We start from the raw sequence: 12,704 nt of genomic DNA, 5'->3' as shown, positions 1-12,704 counted from the left end.
TTAATATATTTAATCAAGGAGGATATAAATGGACACAACTATTAAAGTTACAAGTATTCATATTGTTGCAGCTCTTGTATCTGCTTTAATTTCAACTGGTTTGACTGTAGGTTGGTTCGGATTTAAAAATGAGATTTTTGCAGGACTATTTGCATTAGTTGTATTGTATTTTGTTGGCCAATTCTGTCAAAAGATGGCCGGTGAAGAGATTTCCGGATTTACCCAATGGTTATGGGATGGAATCTCACCGTTCTTCTTTACATGGGTTATTGCATACACATTATTTGTAATGTACTTATAATTTCATTCAAAAATAATCTACTTTATTTGGTTTGGGACTAATTTTAAAAGCTTCCGAAGAATATCCAGATGAAGGCTATAATTAATGAAGTTATCAATAAGACTGGAGCTATAATTTTACTTACCTCAACAACGGAACTGATTGTTGATATTAGTTCGGTTGAATTATTTGGACCGAATGTTTTGAGATTTTTTATTTTTTCGGTTCCAGTTCCAACTTCAACTTTTTCCATATCTTTCAATGCTTCTTTTATACTTTCTTTAACATATTCGATGATTTCAGGTCTTTTAGTAATTCCAATTGGATTGTATCCTCTTGAAATGGTATTTACTGTATGTGTATCTGTAGTCATGACTTCTATTTCATCTATTTCAAAATCACTGACTGCATCCATTATTTCTTGTCTGAAACCGACTTCCATGTTGTTTGAGTCGAAAAGGACATAAGCGGTTCTTTGGTTGTTTACTTCAATGATCATGGTTTTAATACCACTTTCACCTATTCCGTCATGTTTGTCCATGGTGTCCATATTGTCCTGCCAGCATCCGATTTTTAAATCGTTTTTTGGTTGATTTTTATCAATTTTGTCAATTACGTCAATCAGGTGGAATACTTCTGCATTTCCAGGTAGGACCTCTCCACTTTCAGGAGCAAATGAATTGTGACAGTCAACAATTATTGAATCTTCAACTTCGCATTTGCTTCTGCTTTGAGCCATCATTGTCAGTCCGACACCAAATTCGATATCGTCACTGCCTTCAGGTGCAAAGGTGGATAATATCACCATTCCCTTGTTGAAGAATTGCACTCCTATGTTCGCCTTTTCCGCATTATATCTTATGAATTCGCTGGCATTTGAATTGTATTCAACACGATTCAATCCTTTTTTGACTGCATTTTCAATTTTATCTATTTCAGATACTGCAATTGGGTTGAAATCATGTGTTGAAGGTCCATGGGCAACCATAGTAAAGTGATCGAATTTATTTGCAAGGAGTGTGGGCATGTTTGATCCTCCTAGGTCTCCGAGAGGTCCCGGATGAACGGATGGGGATATGAATAATGCCTTTATTCCTTTTTCAGTTTTGAAGCTGACGAATGTAACCACGGTGTCGATGGCTTCACTCATATTTTCAAATAATCCTTCAAGGGAATTTGATCCTTCATTCATGTGAGCAATAAATAAGCTTAAAAGGTCTAAAACACCTATTCCTAAATTTTTCTTAAACGGTGATGCGATAACTGTAATAAAAGCATAAATGGCTAAAACAAATATTACTCCTGCAATCAACGCTTTTACAGTAATTTGCAGAATTATAGGTCCTAAAAAACTGGTGTCAATAACTAGGAATGTAATCAGAATATACATTGCCAGAATCAGCACAGGCTGAATCAGTCCGGCCAGGACAGCTTTGGTAAATCTTATTTTTGAAGTGGCCCAAAATACCAGTGTGTTGAATCCGTAGATTAGAACACAGCCAAAAAGCAGTGAATTTAAAAATATGTCAATATTCATTATTCTTGAAATGACTCCACCAATAAGCAATATTAAGCATAATATTGTCATGGAAAGTGCGGATAAAAACATTGAATGCTTTATTTTTAGATTAATACCATCCAACACACTTATGACCTGTTGGTTAATTGCTCCGCTCATGATTGAGGTGATTCCAATAATCATAAGAAAATAAAGGCCTCCAAAGATAATTTCTTCCAGAATACTTTGGCTTATGGAATCTATCAGAAAGTATATGGTTCCGCTCAGGAAACTTATTATTATCATTCCTATGATTGAATATTTTGTTTTTGGCAGGGTTGTAATGTATTTTGACAATCCTGCAACACTGCTCATACTTGACATTTTTTTACCTAATTATTTTTTTAACCATTAATTTTATTAAAGCTAAAATTTTATATAATCATAGATTTGTATTATTTATATAATATATTTTTACTATTGAAGGGTGTAGAAATGGAAAGAAAATTGAATGTTCCAATTAAAGATGAAAATTTAAATGAGTTAAAAGCTGGCGATGTTGTCTATCTGACAGGTAATATATTAACAGCTCGTGACCAAGCACATAAACGACTTCTTGAAAGAGGTGCTCCTTTGGATATTGATGGAGCAGTTCTTTTCCACGCCGGACCAATCATTGCTCAAAAAGATGGCGAATATGAGATGGTGGCAATCGGACCTACCACTTCTATGAGAATGAATCCTTATCAAAGTGATGTTTTGGATATGGGGCCTAAAATAGTCATAGGAAAAGGTGGAATGGATGACAGTGTTCGGGAAGCATTAATTAGAAACAATGCACTGTATGTTGTAGCTACAGGAGGATGTGCTGCATTATATGTTGATGCTGTTGAAAAAATTGAAAGTGTGGACTGGTTGGACCTCGGAATGCCTGAAGCCATGTGGAATTTGAAAGTGAAAGATTTTGGACCTCTTATTGTGGCAATGGATAGTGAAGGCAACAGTTTATATGATTGAGTTTTTTAAGCTAATAAGGAATACTTATATATGAGTTTCATTTAAAGTATATTTTAATTTACTATATAATTTTAATAGGAGATAAAGACAAGGCGTGGTAATCATGGCTGATATTAATGAACTTGCAGAAAAAAAATTGAAATCAAGAATGACAAAAATTAGGAAATGCAACCGGGAACCTGAAGAGAAAGAAAAGTTTTCTCAAAAATTCGGCACTTCTTTTGAAATTGAATTCCAAAATAAAAACCCTGATAAACTTACCGACGGCATAACTATTTTCACAAGTCCTGAAGGTAAAGTTTTATTCGCTGAATATTATTATCAGATTCCTGAAGATGAAGAATACACTTCTGTTGACATCACTGAAAAACAATTAAAATCCATCATTGAATTCTTTGAGGATTATAAACTGCAATTGGATGACTCTGATTAGATGATAATAAATAATTCTTTAGATGAAGTAAAGAAAAGAGAAAATGCTCTTTCAATTATTAAAGATATAGTTGAAACTAGGGGTCGTTCTTCTTTATTTGATTTGACCGGGTTGTCCGGCGGATTTATTGCAAGCCCTTCCGAACTAAGTTTATTGGAAACCTATGTTGGTCCGGCCATTTTTGAGGATGCTCTTCAGGAGGTCGGAATCGAGCATATGGGTGGAGAAAAAATTATTCCATTGAACAGGACTTCTTCAGGAATACTTGCCACTATTTTGACTTTGGTTAATGAAGGGTCTAATGTTGTACATTATCTTGCCCAATTGCCGGCTCATCCATCCATTCCAAGAAGCTGTAAGTTAGTCGGAGCTAATTATTCTGAAACTGATGATTTTAATGAGTTTTCAATCCCGGACAATACTTCCCTTGTGGTCATCACAGGTTCTACAATGGACCATAAGGTAATTGATGAAGATGAATTCAAGCAGGTAATTGAAATGGCTCATGAAAGGGACATCCCCGTTATGGTCGATGATGCGTCAGGAGCAAGATTGAGAACGGTTATTTTCAATCAGGAAAAGGCCTGTGATTTGGGTGCTGATATTGCCATTACAAGCACAGATAAATTAATGCCGGGTCCAAGAGGGGGATTAATGGCAGGTCGCAAGGATCTCATTGATGAAATTAAGGTTAAGGTTAATCAATTCGGTCTTGAAGCCCAGCCTCCGGCAGTTCTTGCAATGTTAAATGGGATTAAAAATTTCAGTGAAGATAATCTTATTGACAGTTTTGTAAGAAAAGAGGAATTATTTGATCTTCTAAATGCTAATTTTGACAATTTCCAAAAAACACCTACTGGGGTGATGATTTCTCCTGAAGGATTGTCTAGGGAAATTGACATTGAACATGGCTTGTCAGATAATGATCTGGCATTTGTATTCTCTTTTATCTTGTTAAGGGATTATGGAATTATTACTATTCCTCCAGTTTCAATGCCTGGAGCATCTGCAACAATAAGATTTGATTTGTCAACTGCTGATGCTTTTAAATTAAAATTAAATGATTTAAATAAAAAAATAGAATCTTCATTTAAAAAACTACAGGAAGTAGTTTCAAATGAAGATGAATGCAGGGAGATTGTATTTAGTTTTTAATTATACATTCTCCGGAAATTACTTTTTCTAAGGTTCCATCAATTTTTTCAACAACTAGAGCTCCTTCTTTTCCGATTCCTATGACATATGCATCATAGTAGGTATTGAATGGTTCTCTAACTTCCACGATTTTTCCGATTGAGTATGAACGTTTTCTCCATTCTTTAAGGATATCTTCGTAGCCTTCATGGATGAACTGTTCGCTGATTTTTTCAAATTCTTCCAGGAATGTTTTTATTAAGGAATTTTCGTTGCCTTCTCTTCCGAGCACTTCTTTAAGTGTTGTTGTTCCTTCCTGCAAGTCCTCTGGGAATTGTTCAACATCCAGATTGGCGTCAATGCCCACACCAATAATTACACTTTCAATTGTGTTGAATTTGGCTACGGCTTCAGTTAGGATTCCGCAAACTTTTTTGCCGTTTATCATGATGTCGTTAGGCCATTTGATTTCAGGATTTTCAACGCCTATATTTTCAAGGGTTTTTGCAACTGCAACTCCTGTTGCTAAGGTAATTAGAGGTATTTTTGAATGGTCTACATTAGGATTTAATATGATTGATAGCCATACTCCTCCTAATGGTGATTCCCATGATTTGCCTGATCTTCCTTTTGCCTTTGTTTGTTTTTCGGAGATAACTACAGTTCCGTTTTCAGCACCGTTCATTGATAAAAATTTGGCTACAGTGTTGGTTGATGAAACTTCCTTGTAGATGTATAAATTTTTACCGATGTATTCAGTGTTCAAATCTTTTGCAATTTCAGATGCCTTGATGTATTCGGTGTCTTCTTTCCCAAGTTCTTTGACGATGTTTGAAAAGTCACTCAAATCAATATCTTTAATTTCACTTATTGTATCATTAGAAAGTTTGTTTTCTTTTTTTAATAAGTTTACAATTTCTTTTTGCATGTATTACTCTCCAATTATTTTTTTTGCATTTTTTGGCTTTTGACAGCATTTTGGTAAGAACCGACAGCAGCTGAAATGGCTGCTATTTTTTTACTAGGCATAAATGTGGATTTTAATTTGTTTATCATTTCGGTATCTTCAACGATTACGTTTTCCATTTCCTTGTCGATACCTTTTTTGTGCTCATCAATAAAGTGAGTATTCAAATCTCCTGAAAGGAAATTAGGATTTCTTAAAATTGCTTTATGGAATGGAATTGTGGTTTTTACACCTAAAATAATATATTCGCTTAATGCTCTTTTCATTCTGTTTATTGCATCTGTTCTGCTTCTTCCATAGGTAATCAATTTTGAAATCATTGAATCATAAAATGTAGGAATGGTATAATTCATGTATACTCCACTGTCTAAACGTACACCAGGTCCTCCCGGTGATCTGTAACCTGTGATTTTTCCAGGATTTGGTGCAAAATCATTTAGAGGGTCTTCTGCATTGATACGGCATTCGATAGCATGGCCAGTAACTTGGATGTCATTTTGAGCATAGCTCAATTCTTCTCCGGCAGCTATTTTGATTTGTTCTTTGATTAAATCAGTGTTGGTTACGAGTTCTGTAATTGGGTGTTCTACTTGAATACGTGTATTCATTTCAAGGAAATAGTATTCTCCTTTGTCATACAGGAATTCAACAGTACCTGCACTTGTGTATCCTATGTATTCTGCTGCCTTTACAGCGCTTCCTCCCATTTCTTCCCTTAACTCTTCTGTCATGATTGGGGAAGGAGCTTCTTCAAGAAGTTTTTGGTGTCTTCTTTGAATGGAACATTCCCTGTCAGCTACATGTATGGCATTTCCATGCTCATCAGCTAAAAGTTGGAATTCAATATGACGAGGTTGTTCGAGGTATTTTTCGATAAATACTGTTGAATCACCAAAGTTTGTAGCAGCAACTGATTGTGTAGACTCGATAGCACGTACAAGTTCATCTTCTTCATAAACTGCACGCATACCAATTCCTCCACCTCCTGCTGAAGCTTTAACAATTACTGGATAACCAATTTGAGCAGCAATTTCTTTAGCTTCTTCAATATCGCTGACTCCCTCTGGTGTACCTTCTATAACTGGGACTCCTGCCTTTTTCATCAGTGCTTTTGAAGTAATTTTGTCACCCATCTGGTTGATTACTTCTCCGCTTGGTCCGATAAGTTTAATTCCGTTTTTTTCACATTCTTCTCCAAACTTAGGATTTTCCGCTAAAAATCCGTAACCTGGATGTATTGCATCAGCACCAGAGTCTAATGCAATGTTTATAATTTTCTCAATATTCAAATAAGATTTTGCCGGTGAAGGATTACCTAAAGGATAGCTTTCATCAGCATAGTTTGTATAAAGAGAAGTTGCATCTGCATCGGAATAAATGGCCACGCTTTCAATGTCAAGCTCACGACATGCACGCATAACCCTTATTGCGATTTCTCCTCTATTTGCAATTAATACTTTTTCAAACATGTGAAACCTCATGTAATTTTTTTTCTTAATAATATAATTATATTAAATATAATAATTAAATATGTTGATTAGATGAAAAAAATTACACGTAAAAAACATTTAGAGATGAGACTTCAAAATATTCCATCTCACCCCAATCCTAAAGTAAATCTTGAACAGTATACCACTCCTTCCGTCATAGCTTCAGATTTGGTGTGGAATGCATTTTCGCTTGGGGATATTGAAGGAAAAAATATTTTAGATTTGGGCTGCGGTACTGGGATATTTGCAATTGCTTCCGCTTTGATGGGTGCAAATCTTGCAGTGGGTGTCGATATAGATGATGATTCTATTAATTTGGCCAATGAATTTTCATGTAATTTAAATGTTGATAATTTAAAATTCATTCAAAGTGATATCTCTGATTTTAATTGCGAGTTCAATGTGGATACTGTATTTCAAAATCCTCCTTTCGGATCTCAGAGAAAAGCGGATTCTGGTCAGGATTTGAAATTTGTAAAAAAGGCTATTGAATTAAAGAGCAATGTTTTGTATTCCTTTCATATGGCGTCAACCGAAGATTTTTTAATAAATTTTTATAGTGAAAATAATCTGGATATTTCCCATATCTTCAGGTATAACTTTCCAATTCCAAAAATCTATGATTTTCACACAAAAGAAAATCAAAATGTAAATGTCATTGTCATAAGGGCAGAATTATAGTCTTTGGAACTATTTTTTTGGAGATAGTTATTGCTTATTGTTGAAATTTTTAAAATTTATTTATATGTAATATAAATTATAATATAGGTTATGAAAAATTTATTTTGCAAATTTGATAATTTTTCAATATGATATTTTTATTTGATGATAAAATCTGTTAAGGAGATTTTCAATGGAAAAAGACCGTGATAAGGAAGGAAAAAAAGCTTCAATGGTTGCAATAGGTTCAAATTGTGTTTTGACAGTTTTAAACATTACTGTCGGATTGATGGGTGGAAGTTATGCATTGGTTGCTGAAGGAATGCATACCTTCACTGACATTGTAACTTCTGTTGTGGCCTATATCGGATTTAAGATAAGTCAAAAACCGGCAAATGAAAGATTTCCCGAAGGTTATGGGCGTGCTGAAGCATTGGCAGGACTTATTATTGTGTTATTTTTAACATTAATCAGTTTTGAAATTATGGATTCGGCATATGAACGGATGGTAAATCCGGGTCATGTTATGGTGCCTGATAATTATGTGATTGTCATGGCTGTTTTAGGCATATTTTTAAACTTCTTTATCAGCAGATATGTCATTAAAATTGGAAGGGAGATTAACAGTCCGGCAATTGAGGCTGACGGGCTACATCAAAGAACTGACATCTATACTTCAATAACTATTTTAATTGGTGTAGTTGTAGCGAAAATAGGTTTTCCAGTATTGGATCTTATTATTGGTTTTTTTATAGGTTTGTTGATTTTAAAAACTGCATATACTATAGGTAAGGAAAATATTTTGCATATTATGGGTTTTGTTCCTGAAAATAAAGAAATTATTTCAAAACTTGAAAGCATAGTTGAAAACACTCCTAATGCATGTGATGTGCATAATATTAAAATAGATAATTTTGCATCATATCTTATTGTTGTTATGCATATTCATGTTGACCCGGACATTACGGTTAAAGAAGGATATGAAATTGCATCTCAGGTTGAACAGAATATTCTAAAGCTGCCTGAAATTAGATATGTCTCTGTAAAACCATGTCCATTTTCTGAAAATCATGGCAAATTATAATATTGTTATAAACTCATTTTTTTCTAATTTTCACTCAAAAAACAATACCTTTATATAGTGGATAGTATATATTTTATATTAATATATTCTCTGAGTATAAAAAAGTTGGTAGCATAAAAAGAAGCTACGGATATTATAATTGATATAATATTTTTGTAAATGTGTAAGTCTGTTAGTGATAGCTATATAAATGTAGGGTAATCTTTATATACTTTAGTTAACATAATGTATACTAATGTATAAAGATGAGCTATCTATATTTATTCCGAATTCATTTCTTTCTGAGTCTAAAGATCTCAAAATTCGTACTTATAAAGTGGGGATTTTAGGTAGAGCTTTAGCTATTTTTCAAGCAGATAATGTTGTTATCTACAATGATGACAATGTTAAAAATGAAGATGGAGAGAATGATGGAAGGTTTATTGCTGAAGTTTTGAGTTATATGAATACTCCTCAATATTTGAGGAAACAAGCATTTCCTATAAAAGCAGAACTTAAGCATGTTGGTATTCTTCCACCCCTTAGAACTCCTCATCATCCTGTTAATAGTCAGCCAGACGTGGGTGATTATAGACAAGGTTTCACTGTTAAAAGAAATAAGAAAGGAACTTTTGTCGATATAGGTATGGATAAACTTGCATTCTGTAAAGAGCAACTTTCAGTTAAAAGAATTTTTGACTTTAAGATTACTAAAATTGCTAAGAAAGAAGTAATAGTCACACCTGATAAACCAGATGACGTTTACTGGGGATATAATGTTATCTCCTCTAATAAGAGTCTTAAAAATAGCTTAAAATTAATTAAACCGAATCTTGTACTTGAAACTACAAGATATGGAGATTATATTGATTCTATTTTTGATGAATTAAAACATAAAGTAGATGAATGTAATAGTATTGCTATTTTATTTGGTGGCCCTTATTCTTCAATTCAGGAGGATGTTTCAAGTGGGAATTGGGATTTATTGAAAATAAATACCATTCCGAATCAGGGAACTGAAACTGTTAGGACTGAAGAGGCAGTTGTCGCTACACTTTCTTTATTTAACTTTATGAGATTTTAATTCTCTTTATAAATTTATTAGTTTTACACGCTGATAGATAACTTGCTCAACTTTTTATACATTGATGTTTTTAGGACTCACCTAAAAATAAACTTGGCACAGAATGATTTATACATTGAATATATTCTTTATTGTGCTTCAATTGAATTAGACTCAATGGAATATATTGAAAATTAATATTTATCTAGTTGTAATTGTTTTTACAGCTATTTATTATTTCGATGAAGTTGTACTCCGTATGATTTTGTCAAACTTGTAGAATAGCTATTCATTTGGCTATTTGATTAAAAATTTAAATTGATTTAAAAAAATAAAGGAAAAAATTATAATTAGGAGGTTAAATTAAATGGTAAGACATCACCAGCCAAGAAAAGGGTCTGTTGCTTTTAGTCCAAGAAAAAGAGCAGCAAAAGAAACCCCTAGAGTAAAATCTTGGCCTCAAATTGATGAACCAAAATTACTCGGCCTCGCAGGTTATAAAGTCGGTATGACTCACGCTTTAGTCACTGATACTGATAAAAACTCTCCAACTAATGGTATGGAAGTTTTCACTCCAGTAACCGTATTGGAAGTACCTCCGGAGAGCTTATGAAAAAACTTCTCGTGGTTTGAAAGTAATCACCGAAGTACTTGCAGACAATTTAGATCAAGAACTTTCAAGGAAGATTTCACTTCCTAAAGAATACAATAAATCTGAAGCTATTGCAAAAATACAAGGTGCATTAGAAAACACAGAAGAAATTAGAGTCTTAGTACACACAAATCCAAAAGTAACTAGCGTACCTAAGAAAAAACCAGACATATTTGAATGTGGAATTGGAGGAGCAAATCCTGAAGAAAAATTAAATACTGCATTGGAATTATTAGGTAATGAAGTAAAAGCTAGCGAAATCTTCAATGAAGGAGAATTTGTTGATGCAATTGCAACTACAAAAGGAAAAGGATTCCAAGGTGTAGTAAAAAGATGGGGAATTAGAATTCAATATGGTAAAGCTGTAAGAGCAGGTAAAGGTAGACACGTTGGTTCTATTGGTCCTTGGACACCAAGAAGAACTATGTGGACTGTTGCTGTTGATCAAATCAACCCAGATGGTGGATTTGTAAAATACGGACTTGTCAAAAATGATTATGTCTTAGTTAAAGGTTCCTTACCAGGTCCTTCCAAAAGATTAGTAATCTTAAGACAACCTATTAGACCTAATAATAAAGCTGAGGATATACCTCAAATTAACTATATAAGTACAAAATCTAAACAAGGGGTATAATCATGAAAGTTAACGTTTATTCTATTAATGGGGAAGTAAAAGAAGAAATTGAACTTCCAGCTATTTTTGATGAAGTATACAGACCAGATTTAATCAAAAGAGCTGTACTTTCTGCACAATCTGCTAGGGTACAACCATGGGGTAATGACCCAATGGCAGGTAAAAGAACTTCCGCAAAAGGATGGGGTTCAGGTAGAGGTACCGCAAGAGTACCAAGGATTAAAAATGGTTCAAAAGCAGCTTTCGTACCAATGGCTATTGGTGGTAGACAAGCACATCCTACTAGAGCTGAAAAAAATCATCATGAAAAAATTAACGTAAAAGAAAGAAGATTCGCAATCAGATCCGCTGTTGCAGCAACTACCAATAAGGAAATTGTTGAAAACAGAGGTCACAAAGTTGCAGATTTAGAACAAGTACCTATCATTGTTGAAGATGATTTGGAAGCTGTAAAAACTGCAAAACAATCCCGTGAAATCTTTGAAAGCTTAGGCGTTTACGATGATGTAATCCGTGCTAAAGAAGGTAAAAGAATCAGAGCTGGTAGAGGAAAAACTAGAGGAAGAAAATACAAAAAAGTAAAAGGACCTCTTGTTGTCGTTGGTGAAGATAAAGGTATTTCCTTAGGTGCAAGAAACCACGCTGGTGTAGATGTTGTTGTGGTTGAAAACTTAAATGCTGAATTATTAGCACCAGGTACTCACCCAGGAAGACTCACTGTTTACACCAAATCAGCTGTTGAAAAGTTAGGAGGTTTATTCCAATAATTTTGGATAAATAGGTGATTATTATGGATTCATACTCAATTATTATTAAACCTCATGTTACTGAAAAAACCATGAACTTAATCGATTTAAACAATGAAATCACTTTTGTTGTTAATCGTAAAGCTAACAAAGGTCAAATCAAAAGAGCTTTTGAAGAGTTATATGAAGAAAAAGTTGCTAAAGTCAATACTCATATCACTCCAAAAGGTGAAAAAGTAGCATATATCAGACTTGTTGAAGAAGAAATGGCAGAAGAACTCGCTGTCAGAATAGGAGTATTCTAAGGAGGAATTATAATGGGAAAACGATTAATTCATCAAAGAAGAGGTAGAGGAACTCCTGCACACCGTGTTGCTTCTCACCGTTTTAAAGATAAAATCAGATACAGATCTTACGATGCATTAGAAAAAGAAGGAAGTATCAAAGGAAAAGTTGTTGACATTGTACATGACCCAGCAAGAACCGCTCCTATTGCAGAAGTAAAATTCGAAAATGGTGAAAAGAAATTTATCTTAGCACCAGAAAGCATCCAAATCGATGATGAAATTGAATGCGGTATTTCTGCTCCAATCAAATTCGGTAACACATTACCTCTTGCTGAAATTCCTGAAGGAACTCCTATTTATGATATTGAAAACACTCCTGGAGACGGAGGTCGTTTTGTAAGGTCTTCTGGAACTTACGCTAATGTTGTTACTCACGATGCTAATCAAACTGTTGTTGAATTACCATCAGGTGAATTAAAATACTTAAATCCTAACTGCCGTGCTAGTATTGGTGTAGTAGCTGGTGGAGGAAGAAAAGATAAACCATTCCTTAAAGCTGGTAAAAAATGGCATGCTTACAAAGCTAAAGGTAAGAAATTCATGACTGTAAGAGGAGTAGCAATGAACGCTGTAGATCACCCTCACGGGGGAGGTAACAGACAACATCCTGGTCGTCCAACTACTGTTTCAAGACATGCACCACCAGGAAGAAAAGTTGGTTCAATTGCAGCTAAAAGAACAGGTTTAAAAAGATAGATAGAGGGTGTTTCATTGGCAAGA

At 34.1% G+C, this 12,704-nt stretch carries 13 protein-coding genes and 1 pseudogene; 11 read left to right on the top strand and 3 right to left on the bottom strand.

Annotated features, from left to right (window positions below; translation table 11 throughout):
• The first annotated feature begins 28 nt into the window (after positions 1-28).
• A complete protein-coding gene (locus QZV68_RS05345; protein WP_296879299.1) occupies positions 29-301 on the top strand; it encodes a hypothetical protein in 273 nt (90 codons plus the stop codon).
• 43 nt (positions 302-344) lie between these two features.
• Here QZV68_RS05345 and QZV68_RS05340 read toward each other — a convergent pair whose 3' ends face one another.
• Entirely contained in the window at positions 345-2,162 is a 1,818-nt protein-coding gene (locus QZV68_RS05340; RefSeq protein ID WP_296879297.1) for a DUF2070 family protein, read from the bottom strand.
• A gap of 111 nt (positions 2,163-2,273) precedes the next feature.
• Here QZV68_RS05340 and QZV68_RS05335 point away from each other — a divergent pair, with 111 nt between their 5' ends.
• The 3 genes from QZV68_RS05335 to QZV68_RS05325 all read left to right on the top strand — a co-directional run bounded on the left by QZV68_RS05335 (position 2,274) and on the right by QZV68_RS05325 (position 4,383).
• Positions 2,274-2,795, top strand: a complete 522-nt coding sequence (locus QZV68_RS05335; protein WP_296879295.1) for a FumA C-terminus/TtdB family hydratase beta subunit — start codon at positions 2,274-2,276, stop codon at positions 2,793-2,795.
• Between the two features lie 103 nt (positions 2,796-2,898).
• Positions 2,899-3,228, top strand: coding sequence for a hypothetical protein (locus tag QZV68_RS05330; RefSeq protein WP_296879293.1), 330 nt, complete (start codon positions 2,899-2,901; stop codon positions 3,226-3,228).
• A complete protein-coding gene (locus tag QZV68_RS05325; RefSeq protein WP_296879291.1) occupies positions 3,229-4,383 on the top strand; it encodes a TIGR03576 family pyridoxal phosphate-dependent enzyme in 1,155 nt (384 codons plus the stop codon).
• On the opposite strand, the gene QZV68_RS05320 is transcribed toward QZV68_RS05325, so the two are convergent.
• Both QZV68_RS05320 and QZV68_RS05315 read right to left on the bottom strand, forming a co-directional pair.
• Complete coding sequence (locus tag QZV68_RS05320) at positions 4,373-5,290, bottom strand: biotin--[acetyl-CoA-carboxylase] ligase (RefSeq protein WP_296879290.1); 918 nt, start codon at positions 5,288-5,290, stop codon at positions 4,373-4,375. The genes QZV68_RS05325 and QZV68_RS05320 overlap by 11 nt on opposite strands.
• A 14-nt stretch (positions 5,291-5,304) precedes the next feature.
• Complete coding sequence (locus tag QZV68_RS05315; protein WP_296879288.1) at positions 5,305-6,798, bottom strand: acetyl-CoA carboxylase biotin carboxylase subunit; 1,494 nt, start codon at positions 6,796-6,798, stop codon at positions 5,305-5,307.
• A gap of 72 nt (positions 6,799-6,870) precedes the next feature.
• On the opposite strand from QZV68_RS05315, the gene QZV68_RS05310 reads away from it, so the two are divergent.
• The 7 genes and pseudogenes from QZV68_RS05310 to QZV68_RS05280 all read left to right on the top strand — a co-directional run bounded on the left by QZV68_RS05310 (position 6,871) and on the right by QZV68_RS05280 (position 12,680).
• Positions 6,871-7,500 (top strand): METTL5 family protein, encoded by a 630-nt coding sequence (locus QZV68_RS05310; RefSeq protein ID WP_296879286.1) that lies wholly within the window; start codon positions 6,871-6,873, stop codon positions 7,498-7,500.
• Between the two features lie 172 nt (positions 7,501-7,672).
• Positions 7,673-8,563, top strand: coding sequence for a cation diffusion facilitator family transporter (locus QZV68_RS05305; protein WP_296879284.1), 891 nt, complete (start codon positions 7,673-7,675; stop codon positions 8,561-8,563).
• A gap of 235 nt (positions 8,564-8,798) precedes the next feature.
• Positions 8,799-9,626, top strand: a complete 828-nt coding sequence (locus tag QZV68_RS05300; RefSeq protein ID WP_296879282.1) for a putative RNA uridine N3 methyltransferase — start codon at positions 8,799-8,801, stop codon at positions 9,624-9,626.
• Positions 9,627-9,972: 346 nt separating this feature from the next.
• Positions 9,973-10,891, top strand: a pseudogene (gene rpl3p / locus QZV68_RS05295) (50S ribosomal protein L3).
• Positions 10,892-10,893: 2 nt separating this feature from the next.
• Complete coding sequence (rpl4p, locus tag QZV68_RS05290; RefSeq protein WP_296879280.1) at positions 10,894-11,658, top strand: 50S ribosomal protein L4; 765 nt, start codon at positions 10,894-10,896, stop codon at positions 11,656-11,658.
• 23 nt (positions 11,659-11,681) lie between these two features.
• Complete coding sequence (locus tag QZV68_RS05285) at positions 11,682-11,942, top strand: 50S ribosomal protein L23 (protein WP_296879278.1); 261 nt, start codon at positions 11,682-11,684, stop codon at positions 11,940-11,942.
• Between the two features lie 12 nt (positions 11,943-11,954).
• Complete coding sequence (locus QZV68_RS05280; protein ID WP_296879276.1) at positions 11,955-12,680, top strand: 50S ribosomal protein L2; 726 nt, start codon at positions 11,955-11,957, stop codon at positions 12,678-12,680.
• The last annotated feature ends 24 nt before the right edge of the window (positions 12,681-12,704 follow it).

It is taken from the genome of uncultured Methanobrevibacter sp. (assembly GCF_902801725.1).
GTDB lineage: Archaea > Methanobacteriota > Methanobacteria > Methanobacteriales > Methanobacteriaceae > Methanocatella.
Note: the sequence above shows the minus strand (reverse complement) of the source record. Positions and strands in the feature narration are given on the sequence as shown.

Excerpts from the sequence above, each read along its gene's own strand:
- QZV68_RS05340 (WP_296879297.1), bottom strand. The coding sequence starts at position 2,162 with ATGTCAAGTATGAGCAGTGTTGCAGGATTGTCAAAATACATTACAACC.
- QZV68_RS05305 (WP_296879284.1), top strand. The coding sequence starts at position 7,673 with ATGGAAAAAGACCGTGATAAGGAAGGAAAAAAAGCTTCAATGGTTGCA.
- QZV68_RS05325 (WP_296879291.1), top strand. The coding sequence starts at position 3,229 with ATGATAATAAATAATTCTTTAGATGAAGTAAAGAAAAGAGAAAATGCT.
- QZV68_RS05345 (WP_296879299.1), top strand. The coding sequence starts at position 29 with ATGGACACAACTATTAAAGTTACAAGTATTCATATTGTTGCAGCTCTT.
- QZV68_RS05285 (WP_296879278.1), top strand. The coding sequence starts at position 11,682 with ATGGATTCATACTCAATTATTATTAAACCTCATGTTACTGAAAAAACC.
- rpl4p (WP_296879280.1), top strand. The coding sequence starts at position 10,894 with ATGAAAGTTAACGTTTATTCTATTAATGGGGAAGTAAAAGAAGAAATT.
- QZV68_RS05280 (WP_296879276.1), top strand. The coding sequence starts at position 11,955 with ATGGGAAAACGATTAATTCATCAAAGAAGAGGTAGAGGAACTCCTGCA.
- QZV68_RS05300 (WP_296879282.1), top strand. The coding sequence starts at position 8,799 with ATGTATAAAGATGAGCTATCTATATTTATTCCGAATTCATTTCTTTCT.
- QZV68_RS05320 (WP_296879290.1), bottom strand. The coding sequence starts at position 5,290 with ATGCAAAAAGAAATTGTAAACTTATTAAAAAAAGAAAACAAACTTTCT.
- QZV68_RS05330 (WP_296879293.1), top strand. The coding sequence starts at position 2,899 with ATGGCTGATATTAATGAACTTGCAGAAAAAAAATTGAAATCAAGAATG.
- QZV68_RS05315 (WP_296879288.1), bottom strand. The coding sequence starts at position 6,798 with ATGTTTGAAAAAGTATTAATTGCAAATAGAGGAGAAATCGCAATAAGG.
- QZV68_RS05310 (WP_296879286.1), top strand. The coding sequence starts at position 6,871 with ATGAAAAAAATTACACGTAAAAAACATTTAGAGATGAGACTTCAAAAT.
- QZV68_RS05335 (WP_296879295.1), top strand. The coding sequence starts at position 2,274 with ATGGAAAGAAAATTGAATGTTCCAATTAAAGATGAAAATTTAAATGAG.